We start from the raw sequence: 15,959 nt of genomic DNA, 5'->3' as shown, positions 1-15,959 counted from the left end.
ACCAGGCCGTGCGCCGCGGGCACACCATCGGTTTGTGCTTCGGATCAGCCGGCGTAGGAAAGACACTCTCCGCGCGCCGCTACGCACACTACGAGAAGGCTCATGACCTGCTGACCTACTGGGGGCCGCGCTCCGACAACGACGCCAAGATCTACGCCGCCTTGAACCGGAGCCGCACCGTGCTCTACACCCCCAGCGTGCTGACCACCCCGCGGACCCTGAAGGACGAGCTGACCCAAGCCATCACCCGCACCAACATGTGCATCGAGCAGCACCTCGTACCTCCCGGCACGCCCACTCCCGAGGCCTGGGGATGGCGACACGGCAGGAACTACGTGGAGCTGATCATCGTCGACGAGGCCGAACGACTGCGTCCCGCCGCTCTGGAACTGCTGCGCGATCGCTACGACCGCGACGACATCGCCCTGATCCTGATCGGCATGCCCGGCCTGGAGAAGCAGTTCAGCCACTACCCCCAGTTCTACAGCCGAGTCGGCTTCGCCCACCAGTACCGGCCCCTGGGACAAGACGAACTGCTGTTCGTCCTCGAGCGACACTGGCGATCCCTCGGCAAGACCCTCGACCCCGACGACTTCACCGACGCCCAAGCCATCGCAGCCATCGCACGGATCACCCGCGGCAACTTCCGGCTCCTCGAACGCCTCTTCCCCCAGATCCAGCGGGTCCTGAAGATCAACGAACTCGACACCATCACCAACGACGTCATCGAAGCCGCACAGAGCAACCTGGTCATCGGTGTCACCTGACCCCGCCACGAAGCGACCGAAGAACCCCGCCATTCAGCAGACGAAGTCACAGGCGTTGTACTCGAGCGCCGTGCGCTGCTCGCGCCAGGCCAGGTCCAGCACGAACCGCGGCCCATCCCGCACGATGACCGGCAGGTTCATGGATGGCTCAGCGAATCCAGTGCGCACGACGAGCAGCCTCAGCAGCACCGAACGCAGCCCGAGGCTCTTGTGGAGGAGCATCGCCCCGCTGTGCTCGTGCTGCCGTTGCTCCACGCAGGACAGCTGCGGCCGGGATTCCAGCGGTCCGAAACGGGACTCCTCGCCCAGCAATCCGTGCGTCCAGGGCGCGGGTGAGGAGCTCAGTGGCAGCCCCCACAGCTGCGCAGCACTCAGGTGGGAGACGAGAAGGCTGTCCGCGTAGTGCAGCTGCAGCAGCGCGGCTCGCTCCCAGACCCTCAGGATGGGCTGCGGTTCACCTTCGCCCACGGAGACGAGCTGGTCCGCGGCCGTCGTCGTCCGTGAACGCGCAGCGGGTGGCAGCCTGGCCCAGAGGCTGCGGGTGACTCGTTCGAAGCTCGGGTCGCCGGCGAGGCTGCGGGGGCTGCGGCTACAGGCGGCGGCGGTGCGCAGCTCGGGGCGGAACCGGGGCCGGGGCGCCCATCCGCAGGGACGACTCAGCGCCGCACCTGCTCAGTCTCGATGCCGTCGACTCGGTCCCGAATCGGGGCCAGGGGCCGGATCGGCGTAGGGGAGCGTCGATCCGGCCCCTTCACGAGGCGGCCCAGGCGGGCTGGCGGCTCAGCGGATGGTGGCCAGGGTCGTGCCGGCGGAGACGGTGTCGCCGGGGGAGACGTCGAGCCCGGAGACCGTGCCGTCCTTGTGCGCCTTGAGCGGCTGCTCCATCTTCATGGCCTCGATGACCACGACCGTGTCGCCCTCGGACACCTTGGCGCCGTTCTTCACCGCGAGCTTGACCACGGTGCCCTGCATGGGCGAGGTCAGGTCGTCGCCGGAGGCCTTGGCGGCACCGCGGCCGCGCTCGCGCCGGTTCTTGGCCGCCGGTGCTGCGGCGGGCTTGCCGGAGCCCAGCACGGTGGCCGGCAGGACGACCTCCAGGCGCTTGCCGGAGACCTCCACGACGACCGTCTGGCGCTCCTCGGCCTCGCTGCCCGAGCCCGGGGCACCGGCGAACGGCTCGAGGTCGTTGACGAACTCGGTCTCGATCCAGCGGGTGTGCACGGCGAACGGCTGCCCGTCGGCCGGGGCGAACGCCGGGTCCGAGACGATCGCGCGGTCGAACGGCACGACGGTGGCCATGCCCTCGATCTCCAGCTCGGCCAGCGCGCGGCGGGACCGGGCCAGCGCCTGGTCGCGGTCGGCGCCGGTGACGATGAGCTTGGCGATCATGGAGTCGAAGCTGCCGGAGACGGTCTCGCCCTCGACCACGCCGGAGTCCACGCGCACACCGGGCCCGGACGGGAAGCGCAGCGTGGACAGCGTGCCCGGAGCCGGCATGAAGCCGCGTCCCGGGTCCTCGCCGTTGAGGCGGAACTCGATGGAGTGGCCGCGCACGACGGGGTCGTCGTAGCCCAGGGCCTCGCCGCGGGCGATCCGGAACTGCTCGCGGACCAGGTCGATCCCGGTGACCTCCTCGGAGACCGGGTGTTCGACCTGCAGGCGGGTGTTGACCTCCAGGAAGGAGATGACGCCGTCCTGGCCGACCAGGAACTCGCAGGTGCCCGCGCCCTGGTAGCCGGCCTCGCGCAGGATCGCCTTGGACGAGGAGTAGAGACGCTCGTTCTGCTCCTCCGTGAGGAAGGGCGCCGGCGCCTCCTCCACGAGCTTCTGGTTGCGCCGCTGCAGCGAGCAGTCGCGGGTGGAGACCACGACCACGTTGCCGTGGGCATCGGCCAGGCACTGGGTCTCGACGTGGCGCGGGGCGTCCAGGAAGCGCTCGACGAAGCACTCGCCGCGACCGAACGCGGCGACGGCCTCGCGCACCGCGGACTCGTAGAGCTCCGGGATCTCCTCGCGGGTGCGGGCGACCTTGATGCCGCGGCCGCCGCCGCCGAAGGCCGCCTTGATCGCCACGGGCAGCCCGTGCTCGTCGGCGAAGGCCACGACCTCCTCGGCGCTGTCGACCGGGTCGGTCGTGCCGGGCACGCGCGGGGCGTCGACGGCCTCGGCGATGCGGCGGGCGGCGACCTTGTCGCCCAGGGACGAGATCGCGTGCGGGGGCGGACCGATCCAGGTCAGCCCGGCATTGATCACGGCCGCGGCGAAGTCCGCGTTCTCGGACAGGAAGCCGTAGCCGGGGTGGACGGCATCGGCGCCGGAGCGCGCGGCGGCGTCGAGGATCTTGTCGATCACCAGGTAGGAGTCCGCGGCGGTGGTGCCGCCCAGGCCATAGGCCTCATCGGCCATGCGCACGTGCAGGGCGTCGCGATCGGGATCGGCGTACACGGCGACCGAGGTCAGCCCCTCGTCCTGGGCGGCACGGATCACGCGCACGGCGATCTCGCCGCGATTGGCGATCAGCACCTTGGTGACGGGTCTGCGCGCGGCGGAGGTGCCGGTCTCGGGGGCCTTCTGTGCGGTCACTGTGGTTGCTCTCCTGTAAAAGACGCGGCTCGCGCGCAGGTACGGCGTTCCCCTGGGCAGGGGGCGGATCAGACGCTCATTCGATCACATCTGCCCGCGGATCGAGATGTAGGGGATCGACAAAGCTGGCGGTGCCGAGGCTGGCTCCTTCAGCCCGTGCGGCATGCGCACATGAGATGGCCTCGAGTGTAGCCAGGGGCGGCTTCCGGGGCAGGACGTCTCCTGTGCGTGCGGGCTCTGACGTGGGCGGTCCGGTGGGAGTGCGGCACGCCGACGACGGGCCGACGGCACCGAGATCGCGCTCTGCACGGCTCGGGCGGGTCATCAGACTGCGTCAGCGGGGCTGTGCCGTTCGCACAACAAGGGACGGTCGCGGGGGCGTCATCCTTCGCCGTGACGGCTCCACCACAGCGCGGCCTGCACCCGCGAGGCGGCCCCCAGTTTGGCGAGCACGTGCGAGACGTGGGTCTTGACGGTCGACTCCGCCACGACGAGCCGCGCGGCGATCTGCTGATTGCTCAGCCCCTGGGCCAGCAGACGCAGGACCTCCCGCTCGCGTCCGGTCAGCGGTTCGGTGAAGCCCGATGCGCCCGACGCCGGCGCGGCAGCCCGCTGCTCAGACGCTGCCGTCCGAACCGACGACGCCTGCGCCGAGATCGGTGCGCTCGTGGCCTGCGTGTGCCCGGGAGGCCCCGCAGGCTGCGGATCTTCCGCCTGCCCTGATCCGTCCGGCTGGGCGATGGCCCTGTCGATCACGGTGCGCATCACCTCCGGCGACAGCGCCGCATCGCCTGCCGCCACGCGCTGCACTGCGGCGACGATCTCGGACGGCTCGGCCGTCTTGACCAGGAAGCCGGCGGCCCCTGCACGCAGGGCGGCCAGCACGTAGTCGTCCAGGGCGAACGACGTCAGCATGACGATCGCAGCGCCCGTGCCCCGCAGGGCCTCGATCACGGTGAGCCCGCTCGCCCCGGGCATGCGGACGTCGAGCAGCACGACATCCGGGCGGGCGCGCGCAGCGAGCTCGAGCGCATCCTGCGCCGTGCTCGCCTCGCCCACCACGCGGATCGGCGGCTGCGCGGTCTCCAGGATCAGGCGGACACCGGCGCGGATGGCGGCGTGGTCATCGGCCAGGACGACGGTGGTCACCGGGCGGGCTCCTCTGCACGTCGGTGAGGCTCCGTCGGTCCGGCCGCCATCTCCGACGATCCCGATGCGAGCGTGTGCGCGTCCCAGCACGCGCGCACGTGCCAGGTCCGCTCGTCGATCGGACCGGCTTCCAGCTTCCCGCCGGTCTCCCGAGCGCGTCGGAGCATCGAGGGCAGGCCGATCCCGGAGCCGTCGTCGGCCACGGCATGGTCGGCCAGGGGCGAGCGGATCTCCAGCACGACGCGGCCGTCGTCGTCCGTCAGCAGGAGCGACGCAGGGCCCGGTCCGGCGTGCTTGAGCACGTTCGTGACCGCCTCCTGGCCGATGCGCAGCGCCTGCCCGCTGAGCCCGGCGGCGTCGAGTCGTGCCGCTGCTGCGGGATGGACGACGATCGTGGCCTCCGGTCGCAGGGCGCGCAGCCGAGCGCTGAGCCCATCCCAGGAAGCGCTGTCGTCATCGGCGGGCTCATCCGTGCGCAGGACGTCGATGAGCCGCCGCATGTCGGCCATGGCCTCCACTGCGCTGGTGCGCACGACCTCGAGGGAGCGCTCCAGCGCCGCGGGGTCCTGGCGCAGGGCCGAGCTCGATCGCAGCGCGCCGGTCTGCAGGGCGACGGCCGATAGGTGCCCGGTCACCCCGTCGTGCAGCTCCTGGGCCAGGTGCGTGCGCTGCTCCTGGAGGCGCAGCGCGGCGCGCGCTTGCTCGAGCTCCAGCTGACGAGCGGCCGTCCCCCGCTCCGCCTCCGCCGCCCGCTCGGCCTGGGCTCGGGCCTCCTGATGACCGCGGACCTCTCCGGCCCACAGCAGCGGCAGGATCAGCACGACGCCGGCCATCACGGCCAGCTGCGTCCACAGCTCACGGTGCTCGGGCAGGGCCAGTGCGGCCAGAAGAGCTGCGGCCGTCGCGCCCAGGCACAGGATGCACGTGAGTCGATGGAGGCGACGTGAGCCGTAGCGGACAGAGGTGAAGATCGCTTCGAAGAGCAGCAGGGCGGAGACAGGGCCGGCGTCGAGGCCGACCGACGCGGCTGCAGCCGGGGCGGTGACCAGCAGGACGACCCATGCTCTGGTCGTGCGCAGGACCAGAGCGGCGGCCGCCGTGAGCTGGAGTGCGAGCCCCGTCCAGCCGGGCACGGGCATGCCGAGCACGCGGGTGGCGGGTTCGAAAGGCAGCAGAAGCTGCGCCAGGACGGCGAGCAGTGCATACGCGCAGGCGACCGCGACGTCGCGTCGACGCACAGCCAGGCCCGCAGGCCGGGACGTGCTCCTTGCGGCTGTCTGATGCTCGGGCGGCGGCTCAGCTCCTGGCTCGAGCCGCTCCGCGGTGCGGGGCTCGGCGGTGGTCATGGCGCTCACGCTATACGAGCGCCGCGCGCCGCAGGGATGTCGTGGTGAGATCTCCCCCGAAAGTCCAGGCGCCCCGCGTGGAAGATGCCCCCGACGGCCGATGCCCGCACACGGCCGTGCTCGCGAGGCTGGTTGCCATGGATGCGATGCGAGAGCTCACGACGATCAGCAGCGGCGACCAGATGGTGCTCACCGGGCTGGCCCTGCTGGATGCCACCAGCATGGGGACCCTGGCCCTGCCAGCGGTCCTGCTGCTGATGAGCGGCAGATCGCGAGGCGTCAGCGCGCGGGGGATCGCGCTGCGGGTGCTGGCCTATCTGGCGGTCATCGCCGTCTTCTACTGGATGCTGGGACTCGTCCTGCTGGCGGGGCTCCAGGCGGCGCTGGCTCCGCTCGGACAGCTGCTCGAGCAGCGCCCCGGGGCGGTGGTCCTGGTGGTGCTCGGCGCAGGACTGGCGTGGCTGAGCTGGTGGCTGGATCCGGAGCAGGTGCGCAAGCGCGGGGGCGACCCCCAGGCCTCCATGAGGCGGTGGATCGACCGGGCCGATCGCGTGGCCGGAAGCTGGCGCGGAGTGGGCCTGCTGGCCATGGCGGCCGGGCTGGTCGAGGCCGCCACCATGATCCCGTATCTCGCGGCGATGGCTGGGATCGGGCGCTACGACCTGGGGCCGGTGGCCTCGGGGATCGTGCTGGGGCTGTACTGCGCGGTCATGGTGCTGCCGGCGGCACTGCTCGCGCTGGGACGACTGGCCCTGGGGGAGCGGGTGAGCCGTGGGCTGTCGTCGGTGCGGGAGCTGGCGGTGCGCACCGCACCGGATGCCGCGGCCTGGGGGCTGGGGATCGTCGGCGTGATCCTGCTGGTGCGCGGTGTGGGGCAGCTGTGGTGAGCCGGGCCGGCCTCAGGCCTGCCACAGTGACGCCAGCACTACGTGGGTGACCGTGCCGACCAGCAGGGACAGGATCATGTTCCCGCGCCATAGGTGCAGTCCGATGGTCACCGCCAGCGCGATCGCCGCCGGGACGGAGACGCTCGGCGAGACCAGGTCCAGGTCCCCGAGGGTGTAGATCACCAGGATGATCATCACGCCCACGCCCAGCCGGTCGCCGATGTAGGGCAGCAGCCGGGACTCCTGCAGCGGGGCCAGCACGGCGAACGGCAGCGCCCGCAGGGCCCAGGTGATGCCCGCGGCCACGCCCACGGCGGCCAGGATGTAGCTCGGCTCAGACATCTCGCGGCTCCTGCCCGGCAGTCGTGCCGTCGTCGGGATCGACCACGTCCAGCTCGCCCGTGCGCGGCAGCTCCCGCCCGCGAGCACGGCTGATGAGGTAGCCGATGATCAGCACGAGGACGTAGGCGCCCATGGCAGGGGCCAGCATGTTCGCTCCGAACAGCGCGGCGCTGACCAGCCCGATGCCCACCGCGATCACAGGCTGGGGGAGGGACCGGCGGGCCTTGTAGGCGTCGATCGCCAGGACGACGAACAGCGCCGTCATCGCGAAGTCCAGCCCCTTGATCCACGGCGGGATCAGCGAGCCCAGCAGAGCGCCGGCGGTCGAGCTCGCGACCCAGAACAGCTGGAAGGTCCCCTCCAGCGTCAGGATGCGCGTGCCGGACCAGCGCTGCGCCTCGCGACCGGAGGTGAGGGCGAAGGCCTCATCGGTCAGGGCGAAGGTGCCATAGGTCTTCCCGGGGATGCTGCGGATGCGGTGCAGGGGGAATGTCAGCGCGTAGAACGCGTGGCGGAAGTTGACGATCAGCGCGGTCAGCGCGATCTGGACCAGCGGGGCTCCTGCGGCCAGCAGCCCGGCGAGCAGGAACTCGATCGAGCCGGCGAACACGATTCCAGACAGCAGCGGCGCGACCCACCAGGGCAGGCCGTACTGGATGACCAGCACGCCGAAGGCCAGCCCCACGGGGATCACCGCCGCCCCGGCAGGCAGACCCGTCAGCCAGCCGAGGCGCAGCTGCTCGCGGATGCCGTCGGTCCGGGCACCGGCGTGCGCGTCGGGCGGCTGTTCCGAAGCGCCGCGGGAGGAGGTCATCAGGAGAGTCTAGCCGTGGGCAGACCACGACGACCGCCTCCCGGGAGCCGGTCCGATGCAGGTGCTGGAGCGCTCGCGGCCGTGCCCTCGACGCAGCGGTGCGCCTGGTGCGATCGTCGGCCGTGCCGCGGCTCAGGCCTCGCGCCCCCACAGCCGCCGCACCGGGACGCCGGCTCGTCCAGCCAGCTGCCGCAGGGTGTTGATCGACAGCCCGATCACCGCGTGCAGATCCCCGTCGACGCGCTCGATGAAGGCTGCGCCGTACCCGTCCAGGGTGAAGGAACCGGCCACCCACAGGGGCTCCTCGGTGTCCACGTAGGCGGCGATCTCGTCGTCGGTCATCGCCGCGAAGGTCACATCCGCCCCGGCCAGGGCGCCTTCGCTGAGCCCGGTGCCGCCGTCGTCGGGGCTGCGGGTGTCGATCAGCCAGTGACCGGTGTGCAGGTGCCCTGTGCGTCCCCGCATCTGCCCGATGCGCTCGCGGGCGACCGCTGCGGTGTACGGCTTGCCCAGGGGCTGGCCGTCGAGCTCGAAGACCGAGTCGCAGCCGATGACCAGCCGCCCGGCCGCCTGGGGGAGAGCGGCGACGGCCTCGCACTTGGCTCGCGCCAGAGCCAGCGCGATCTCCGACGGCTCGGTGAGTCCGGCCTCGGACACGACGGCGTCCTCGTCCACCTCGGAGCCGAGCTGGTCGAAGACGATGCCGGAATCGCGCAGCAGCTTGGCGCGCGACGGCGAGGTGGAGGCCAGCAGCAGGATCGGGTCGGTCATGGTCCCCACTGTAGGAGGCTCTGGGAAGGTGCTTTCCCGTGCGTCGGCGTGAGCGGTCGCGGTCGACCCGCATCGCCGATGCCGAACTCACGCTTCCCTGCGCCGATTGGCCCCAATGGCGCTGGGAAGCGTCGACTCGGCACGGATCCTGCAGGGAGGCGTCAGTTCGGCGGGTGGCGAAGATCCCTGGCGAGGAAGACCTCCCTGGGCCAGGCTGGCAGCACACGTCGAGAGCCCGGAGACTCGAGCGGGCTCGGAGAGGCAGGTTCAGTCATGCACGGTGAGTACAAGGTCCGCGGCGGGAAGCTGGTCGTGGTCGATCTGGAGGTCGACGGCGACGGAGACGACGCGGTCTTCCGCGACGCCGTGGTCTCGGGCGACTTCTTCCTGGAGCCCGACGACGCCCTCGAGGACCTCACCGATGCGCTGAACGGGCTGACCGCGTCGTCGTCGGTGGCCGAGATCGCCGCGGCGATCCAGGCGGCGCTGGACCGGCGCGACGGCGGCGTCGAGCTGATCGGCTTCACGACCGAGGCCGTGGGGATCGCCGCCCGGCGCGCGGTGGGCGCGGCGGTGTCCTGGGACGATCTCGACATCGAGGTCATCGGCATGAAGACCCTGCCGCCGGCCGAGCACGTGGCGCTGGATCAGGTCCTGTCGGAGGAGGTCGCCGCCGGCCGTCGCGGTCCGGTGCTGCGCTTCTGGGACTGGAACGACGCCCTGGTGGTCATCGGCTCGTATCAGTCGGTGCGCAACGAGATCGATTCCGAGGCGGCTCGTGAGCTGGAGGTGGGCGTCACTCGGCGCATCACCGGAGGCGGCGCCATGTTCATGGAGCCCGGCAACTGCGTCACCTACTCGCTGATCGTGCCCGCCAGCCTGGTCGAGGGCATGAGCAACGAGCGTGCCTACGCCTTCCTGGACGAGTGGGTGCTCGGGGCGCTGCAGGAGATCGGCGTGGAGGCGCACTACGTCCCGCTCAACGACATCGCCACCCCGCAGGGCAAGATCGGCGGGGCGGCCCAGCGCCGGTTCGCTGACGGCACCCTGCTGCACCACGTGACCATGAGCTACGACATCGACGCCGACAAGATGCTGCAGGTCCTGCGCATCGGACGCGAGAAGCTCTCCGACAAGGGGATCAAGTCCGCCAAGAAGCGCGTGGACCCCATGCGCAGCCAGACCGGCATGGCGCGGGCGGACATCATCGAGTCCTTCCGCTCCTACTTCCTGTCGCACTACCGCTCGCACGAGGGCGACTACACCGACCAGGAGCTCGCCCGTGCGAAGGAGCTCGTGGACGAGAAGTTCGGCACCGACGAGTGGACGCTGCGGGTCCCGTGATGCCCTGACCCGGCGACCGGGATTCAGTCTTCGCGGGCCTGGGCGGTCTTGCGGTCGTTCGCCTTCTGGATGGCCTCGACGAGCTCGTCCTTGGTCATCTCCGAGCGGCCCTCGATCTCCAGGCGCTGGGCGACCTCGTAGAGGTGGTCCTTCGTGGCGTTGGCATCCACGCCGCCTGCGGACTCACCACCGGTGCGCCCGCCGTTCTCGGAGCGCTCGTCCGACGGGCCGTTCTCGTCCTTGGGCTCCCAGTGGCCGCCGACCTTCTCGTGGGTGCGCTTCACCGCCGCCCAAGCGGTCTGGTGCGCGCGGGCTCCGGAGCCGTATTCCTCGCGCGCGTTCTCGAGGGCTGCGGCGTAGGTGTCCTGCGCCTTCTGATCGGAGCGCTCGAGCGTGGAGGGGATCTCCTCGCGCTCGGCGGGCTTGTCGGCATTGCTGGTCGGGCTCATGGCTGCCTCCTTGAGGGTCGTTCATCAGCAAGCATAGGAACTCGGACGCGACAGCACGACGGTACCGGGCGACGTCGCCCAGGCACGACGACGTCCCCGTGCCGGCCCGGGGAGGATCGAGGCGCGGAGGCATCGTCGGGGAGTCTGCGGTGAACGGATGCCGACTCAGTACTCGAGCACCACGCGGCCCTCGATCTTCCCGTGGTCCATCTCGTCCAGGACCTCGTTGATCTCGTTCAGCGGGCGCTTGCTGAACGTCGGGTGGATCAGACCGCGGGAGTAGAACTCCAGGGCCTCCTCCATGTCCCTGCGGGTGCCGACGATCGAGCCGCGGATGGTCAGCCCCTTGAGCACGATGTCGAAGATCGGGGCCGGGAAGTCGCCTGGCGGCAGGCCGTTGAACACGATGGTCCCGCCGCGGCGGACCATGCCGATGGCCTGGCCGAAGGCATCCGGGTGCACCGCCGTCACCAGGACTCCGTGAGCTCCGCCGACGGCCTCCTGGATGGCCTCGGCGGGGTCCGGGCCCATGGCGTTGATGGTGATCTCGGCGCCGTGGCGCTCGGCGAGGGCGAGCTTGTCATCGGCGACGTCGACCGCGATCACGCGCATGCCCATGGCCACCGCGTACTGCACGGCGATATGGCCCAGGCCGCCGACTCCGGAGATCACGACCCACTGGCCGGGGCGCACCCCCGTCACCTTGAGCCCCTTGTAGACCGTGACACCGGCGCACAGCACCGGGGCGATCTCGAAGGGATCGGCTCCCTCCGGGATCAGCGGGCAGTAGCGGGCGTCCACGAGCATGTACTGCCCGAAGGAGCCGTTCATGCTGTAGCCGCCGTTGACCTGGTTCTCGCACAGCGTCTCCCAGCCCTCCTGGCAGTGCTCGCATTCCCCGCACGCGCTCCACAGCCAGGCATTGCCCACGAGGTCGCCGACGGACACGCGGGTGACGCCCTCGCCGACGGCGACGACCTCGCCCACGCCCTCGTGGCCCGGGACGAAGGGCGGCTCGGGCTTGACGGGCCAGTCGCCGTGCGCGGCGTGCAGGTCCGTGTGGCAGACGCCGGAGGCGATCAGCCGTACGAGGGCCTGGTCGCGCCCCGGCTCGGGCAGGGGCAGGTCCTCGATCTCGAGGTCCTCGCCGAAGGCGGTCACGACCGCAGCGGACATCTTCTCGGTGGTGGAATCCGTCATGATCCTTCAGATCCTCTCGGTGCTGGCCCCAGGCCGCTCGTCGGTCTCGGAGCCCTCTCATGTGCGACGACGGCGCCTTCGCGCCTTTCGCAGGTCTCGATGCCCGCGGTCGTCTTCTCGGTATCGGTCTTGGTGTCGGTGACGGGGGAGGGCGACCGTCGGGTCGACGCTTCCGTGCACCGGATCGGTTCATCAGGTGCGCGGAAGCGTCGATCCGACGCCGCCCTGGGGCTGCGCAGCCCTCAGACCGCGCAGAGGTCGCTTCGCGTGAGGAAGCGCCGACCCAGCGGCGCCTCGAGCGAGAACCCGGAGCCGCGCCCGGGCACCGCGTCGATGAGCAGCCGAGTGTGCTTCCACGCTCCGAACTGCTCGCGCGAGATCCACAGCTCCAGCTCGCCGAGCTCCTCCCCGGAGGCGTCGTCGAGCGTTGCGGTGCCCAGCAGGACGTCCGCGTCTCCCGTGCGGAACTCGCCGACCGGGAAGCACATGGGCGCGGAGCCGTCGCAGCACCCGCCGGACTGATGGAGCATCAGCGGCCCGTGGACGCCCCACAGCTCCCGCAGCAGCTCGACTGCGGCCTGGGTGTAGCCCACGCGCGCGACGTCGTCCTCCGGTCCGGGTCGTGCCTGCAGGGCGACGTCCGTCTCGTCCTGCGCGCCCATCAGAAGAAGCCCTGCGCCTTCTCGGAGTACGAGACCAGCATGTTCTTGGTCTGCTGATAGTGATCCAGCATCATCAGGTGGTTCTCCCGCCCGATGCCCGAGGACTTGTACCCGCCGAAGGCCGAGTGCGCCGGGTAGTTGTGGTACTGGTTCACCCACACGCGACCGGCCTGGATGGCGCGACCGGCGCGATAGCAGGTATTGGCGCTGCGGGCCCAGACGCCGGCGCCCAGCCCGTAGAGGGTGTCGTTGGCGATCGAGATGGCGTCGTCGTAGTCCTGGAACGACGTCAGCGACAGCACCGGCCCGAAGATCTCCTCCTGGAAGATCCGCATGTCATTGGTGCCGGCGAAGATCGTGGGCTTGACGTAGTAGCCGTCGGCCAGATCGCCGGGCAGCTCCAGGCGCTCTCCGCCGGTGAGCACCTCCGCACCCTCCTTCTTGCCGATGTCCAGGTAGGAGACGATCTTCTCGAGCTGATCGGTCGAGGCCTGCGCTCCCACCATGGTGTCGGTGTCCAGCGGATCGCCCTGCACCATCTTCTCGACGCGCTCCACGCCGGCGGCCACGAACTCGTCGTAGATGGACTTCTGCACGAGCGCGCGCGACGGGCAGGTGCAGACCTCGCCCTGGTTGAGCCCGAAGAACGCGAAGCCCTCCAGCGCCTTGTCGTAGAAGCCGTCCTTCTCCTGGGCGATGTCCTCGAAGAAGATGTTCGGCGACTTGCCGCCGAGCTCCAGCGTCACCGGGATGATGTTCTCGGAGGCGTACTGCATGATCAGCCGGCCGGTGGTGGTCTCGCCGGTGAACGCGATCTTGCGGATGCGCGGGTTCGACGCCAGCGGCTTGCCGCACTCCACGCCGAAGCCGTTGACGATGTTGATGACGCCGTCCGGCACGAGGTCCTGGATCAGCTCCATCACGACCAGCAGCGAGACCGGGGTCTGCTCGGCGGGCTTGAGGACCACGCAGTTGCCAGCGGCCAGGGCCGGAGCCAGCTTCCACACGCCCATGAGGATGGGGAAGTTCCAGGGGATGATCTGGCCCACGACGCCCAGCGGCTCATGGAAGTGGTAGGCGACCGTGTCCTCGTCGAGCTGGGACAGCGAGCCCTCCTGCGCGCGGATCGCGCCGGCGAAGTAGCGGAAGTGGTCGATGGCCAGCGGGATGTCGGCGTTGAGGCACTCGCGCACCGGCTTGCCGTTGTCCCAGGTCTCCGCCACGGCGATCTTCTCGAGGTTCTCCTCCATGCGGTCCGCGATGCGGTTGAGCATCAGAGCGCGCTGGGTCGGGGTGGAGGCGTTCCAGGACGGGGCGGCGGCCCAGGCGGCGTCGAGCGCGGCCTCGATGTCCTCAGCGGTGCCGCGGCCGACCTCCGCGAAGGCCTTGCCGGTCACCGGGGTGATGTCCTCGAAGTACTGGCCCTTGACCGGCGGGGTCCACTTCCCGCCGATGAAGTGCTCGTAGCGGGACTTGAACTCGACCTTGGCGTCGGGCTGTCCGGGGTGGGCGTAGACCGTCATGGGAGGCTCCTTCGACTCTCGCGGTGGGCTGCGCGACGACGAGGCATCGCCGATGTGATCTGCAGCACATTTACACACTGTAGATCCCGAGCCGGCGGGTCGCCATGGCATGACGCAGGTTCGGAGTCAGTTGCCTGGCTGTGACGGGAGCGGGCCTGGTCACGAGGCGGAGCCGGCGTCAGATCTGCGGTGCACGGCGCTCGGCGGACTGACCTGTCCAGCTCCCTGCGCCGACATCGCGCTGAAATGCACCGACCTCTCCGAGATCCCGCTTCTGTGCGCAGATTCCGCGATTCAGCGCATGGAAGCGAGATCTCGGCGCCACGCGTGCACGGAAGCGGGATCTCGACGACCGTGGACATGCGACGACGGCGGGCATCTCCTGCAGAAGGAGATGCCCGCCGTCGTCGTCCGGCCGGGGGTTCCCGGAAGCGGTGAGCCCTGGCGAGTCCCGGAAGGGGGAGTCAGGCCCGCGAGGCCCGACCGGAGCCGTGTGCCGCGGCCGAATCGGGGGCGGTGGCCCGGTGTGCGGAGGCGTCCTCGTCGGGGACGCGGGCCTCGGCGTCGCCGGGCTGGTCCGAGGCTGCGACGGCCTGCTGCGAGGAGGTCGTCTCCTCGACGAACGGGTCGCCGCCGCTGCGGGGGGCGTCGTAGAGCCCGCGGTCCAGGATGCCCTCGCGCTTGGCGACGATCGCGGCCACGACCGTCTGACCTGCCACGTTCGTGGCGGTGCGGCCCATGTCGATGATCGGCTCGATCGCCAGCAGCAGACCCACGCCGGCCAGCGGAAGGCCCAGGGTGGACAGCGTCAGGGTCAGCATGACCGTCGCGCCCGTGGTCCCGGCGGTGGCCGCCGAGCCCAGCACGGAGACCAGCGCGATCAGCACGAAGTGGATGGGCTCCAGGGGGACGTCGTAGAACTGCGCCACGAAGATCGCCGCCAGTGCGGGGTAGACCGCCGCGCAGCCGTCCATCTTGGTGGTGGCGCCCAGCGGGATCGCGAACGACGCGTAGCTGGAGGGCACTCCCAGGTTGCGCTCGCTCACGCGCTGCGTGAGCGGCATGGTGCCCAGCGATGAGCGCGAGACGAAGCCCATCTGGATGGCGGGCCAGGCGCCGGAGAGCCACTGCCGGATGCTCAGCCCGTTCAGGCGCATGAGCAGCGGGTAGACGCCGAACAGCACGAGGGCCAGGCCCACGTAGAGGGTCACGACGAACACGGCCAGCGAGCCCATGGAGGTCCAGCCGTACTCGAAGACGGCGCGTCCGATCAGGCCCAGCGTGCCGATCGGAGCCAGGCGGATGATCCACCACAGCACCTTCTGCACGATCGCCAGCAGCGAGCGGATGACGTCCAGGAAGGGCTTGGCCGGCTCGCCGACCTTCAGCGCGGCGATGCCCACGACCATGGAGATCACCAGGATCTGCAGGATGTTGAAGCTGGCGGCGGCGTCGATCGCTCCGGAGTCGGTGAGCTCGGCGTCCACGCCCAGGCCCAGGAAGTTCACCGGCACGATCGACTGCAGGAAGCCCAGCCAGGACCCCTCGGTGCCGGAGTAGGGCTCGGTGGGAGCCTCGATCGACTGGTTCGACCCGGGCTGGACGACGACGCCCAGGACCATGCCGATCACCACGGAGATCAGCGCGGTGATGCAGAACCACAGCAGGGTCTTCCACGCCAGGCGGGCGGCGTTGGTGACCTGATCCAGGTTGGCGATCGAGGCGATCACGGCCGTGACCACCAGCGGCACCACGGCCGCCTTGAGGATCGTGACGTAGGTGCTGCCGATGATGTCGAGCACCGACATCAGGGCGTTCGGCGAGGTCTCGGGATCGCCGCCGATGGCTCGGGCGATCAGGCCCAGGATCAGACCCAGGACCAGGGCCGCGATGACCTGGAAGGAGAAGTTGGACAGGAGGGCGGGGAGACGACGACGGGATCCGTCGTGCTCGGGCGCGCTGGCGGTGCGGGACTCTGCCGCGGAGGACGAGGTGGACATGCATGAAAGGCTAGGACGCTCGATGCAAGTCGCGCGAGGGAATATGACAGTCTGTTACGCAAAATCCCGGTGATGTTCCCCACCGACTCCCAGGGGAACACCAGCTCCGCGCGGTGCGTTGA

Annotated in this window: 15 protein-coding genes; 3 read left to right on the top strand and 12 right to left on the bottom strand. The window is 70.3% G+C overall.

The window, feature by feature from the left end:
* Window positions 1-8 precede the first annotated feature (8 nt).
* A complete protein-coding gene (locus tag RF645_RS10265; RefSeq protein ID WP_368819076.1) occupies window positions 9-767 on the top strand; it encodes an AAA family ATPase in 759 nt (252 codons plus the stop codon).
* Window positions 768-800: 33 nt separating this feature from the next.
* Here RF645_RS10265 and RF645_RS10260 read toward each other — a convergent pair whose 3' ends face one another.
* The 4 genes from RF645_RS10260 to RF645_RS10245 all read right to left on the bottom strand — a co-directional run bounded on the left by RF645_RS10260 (window position 801) and on the right by RF645_RS10245 (window position 5,845).
* Window positions 801-1,235 (bottom strand): hypothetical protein, encoded by a 435-nt coding sequence (locus tag RF645_RS10260; protein WP_006215037.1) that lies wholly within the window; start codon window positions 1,233-1,235, stop codon window positions 801-803.
* 312 nt (window positions 1,236-1,547) lie between these two features.
* Window positions 1,548-3,350, bottom strand: coding sequence for a biotin carboxylase N-terminal domain-containing protein (locus tag RF645_RS10255; RefSeq protein ID WP_024290069.1), 1,803 nt, complete (start codon window positions 3,348-3,350; stop codon window positions 1,548-1,550).
* A 381-nt stretch (window positions 3,351-3,731) separates the two neighbouring features.
* Entirely contained in the window at window positions 3,732-4,499 is a 768-nt protein-coding gene (locus RF645_RS10250; RefSeq protein ID WP_137802229.1) for a response regulator transcription factor, read from the bottom strand.
* Window positions 4,496-5,845: a sensor histidine kinase gene (locus RF645_RS10245; RefSeq protein ID WP_368819041.1), complete on the bottom strand. Its 1,350-nt coding sequence runs from the start codon at window positions 5,843-5,845 to the stop codon at window positions 4,496-4,498. The genes RF645_RS10250 and RF645_RS10245 overlap by 4 nt, the downstream gene beginning before the upstream one ends.
* Before the next feature lie 137 nt (window positions 5,846-5,982).
* On the opposite strand from RF645_RS10245, the gene RF645_RS10240 reads away from it, so the two are divergent.
* The gene (locus RF645_RS10240; protein ID WP_368819040.1) at window positions 5,983-6,732 is read left to right on the top strand and encodes a GAP family protein; all 750 of its coding nucleotides are present in this window, start codon (window positions 5,983-5,985) and stop codon (window positions 6,730-6,732) included.
* 12 nt (window positions 6,733-6,744) lie between these two features.
* Here the strand turns inward: RF645_RS10240 and RF645_RS10235 are convergent, their stop codons facing one another.
* From RF645_RS10235 to RF645_RS10225, 3 genes are all read right to left on the bottom strand, one after another.
* On the bottom strand, window positions 6,745-7,074 hold the full coding sequence (locus RF645_RS10235) for a branched-chain amino acid transporter permease (RefSeq protein ID WP_368819039.1): 330 nt from the start codon (window positions 7,072-7,074) through the stop codon (window positions 6,745-6,747).
* The gene (locus RF645_RS10230) at window positions 7,067-7,888 is read right to left on the bottom strand and encodes an AzlC family ABC transporter permease (RefSeq protein WP_053447715.1); all 822 of its coding nucleotides are present in this window, start codon (window positions 7,886-7,888) and stop codon (window positions 7,067-7,069) included. Before RF645_RS10230 ends, RF645_RS10235 begins: the two co-directional genes overlap by 8 nt.
* Before the next feature lie 132 nt (window positions 7,889-8,020).
* Window positions 8,021-8,659: a nucleoside triphosphate pyrophosphatase gene (locus RF645_RS10225; protein WP_053447714.1), complete on the bottom strand. Its 639-nt coding sequence runs from the start codon at window positions 8,657-8,659 to the stop codon at window positions 8,021-8,023.
* A 273-nt stretch (window positions 8,660-8,932) separates the two neighbouring features.
* On the opposite strand from RF645_RS10225, the gene RF645_RS10220 reads away from it, so the two are divergent.
* The gene (locus tag RF645_RS10220) at window positions 8,933-10,003 is read left to right on the top strand and encodes a biotin/lipoate A/B protein ligase family protein (protein ID WP_368819038.1); all 1,071 of its coding nucleotides are present in this window, start codon (window positions 8,933-8,935) and stop codon (window positions 10,001-10,003) included.
* A gap of 23 nt (window positions 10,004-10,026) precedes the next feature.
* Here RF645_RS10220 and RF645_RS10215 read toward each other — a convergent pair whose 3' ends face one another.
* From RF645_RS10215 to RF645_RS10195, 5 genes are all read right to left on the bottom strand, one after another.
* Window positions 10,027-10,452: a ChaB family protein gene (locus tag RF645_RS10215; RefSeq protein ID WP_024290076.1), complete on the bottom strand. Its 426-nt coding sequence runs from the start codon at window positions 10,450-10,452 to the stop codon at window positions 10,027-10,029.
* Between the two features lie 165 nt (window positions 10,453-10,617).
* A complete protein-coding gene (gene adhP, locus RF645_RS10210; protein ID WP_082676980.1) occupies window positions 10,618-11,652 on the bottom strand; it encodes an alcohol dehydrogenase AdhP in 1,035 nt (344 codons plus the stop codon).
* Window positions 11,653-11,894: 242 nt separating this feature from the next.
* Window positions 11,895-12,314 (bottom strand): DUF779 domain-containing protein, encoded by a 420-nt coding sequence (locus RF645_RS10205; protein ID WP_053447711.1) that lies wholly within the window; start codon window positions 12,312-12,314, stop codon window positions 11,895-11,897.
* Window positions 12,314-13,837, bottom strand: a complete 1,524-nt coding sequence (locus RF645_RS10200) for an aldehyde dehydrogenase family protein (RefSeq protein WP_368819037.1) — start codon at window positions 13,835-13,837, stop codon at window positions 12,314-12,316. Before RF645_RS10200 ends, RF645_RS10205 begins: the two co-directional genes overlap by 1 nt.
* A 464-nt stretch (window positions 13,838-14,301) precedes the next feature.
* Window positions 14,302-15,837, bottom strand: coding sequence for a dicarboxylate/amino acid:cation symporter (locus RF645_RS10195; protein WP_366240025.1), 1,536 nt, complete (start codon window positions 15,835-15,837; stop codon window positions 14,302-14,304).
* Window positions 15,838-15,959: the final 122 nt, after the last annotated feature.

It is taken from the genome of Kocuria sp. CPCC 205260, from assembly GCF_040981045.1.
Taxonomy (GTDB): Bacteria; Actinomycetota; Actinomycetes; order Actinomycetales; family Micrococcaceae; genus Kocuria; species Kocuria palustris.
This window is presented reverse-complemented; position numbering and strand designations above follow the sequence as displayed.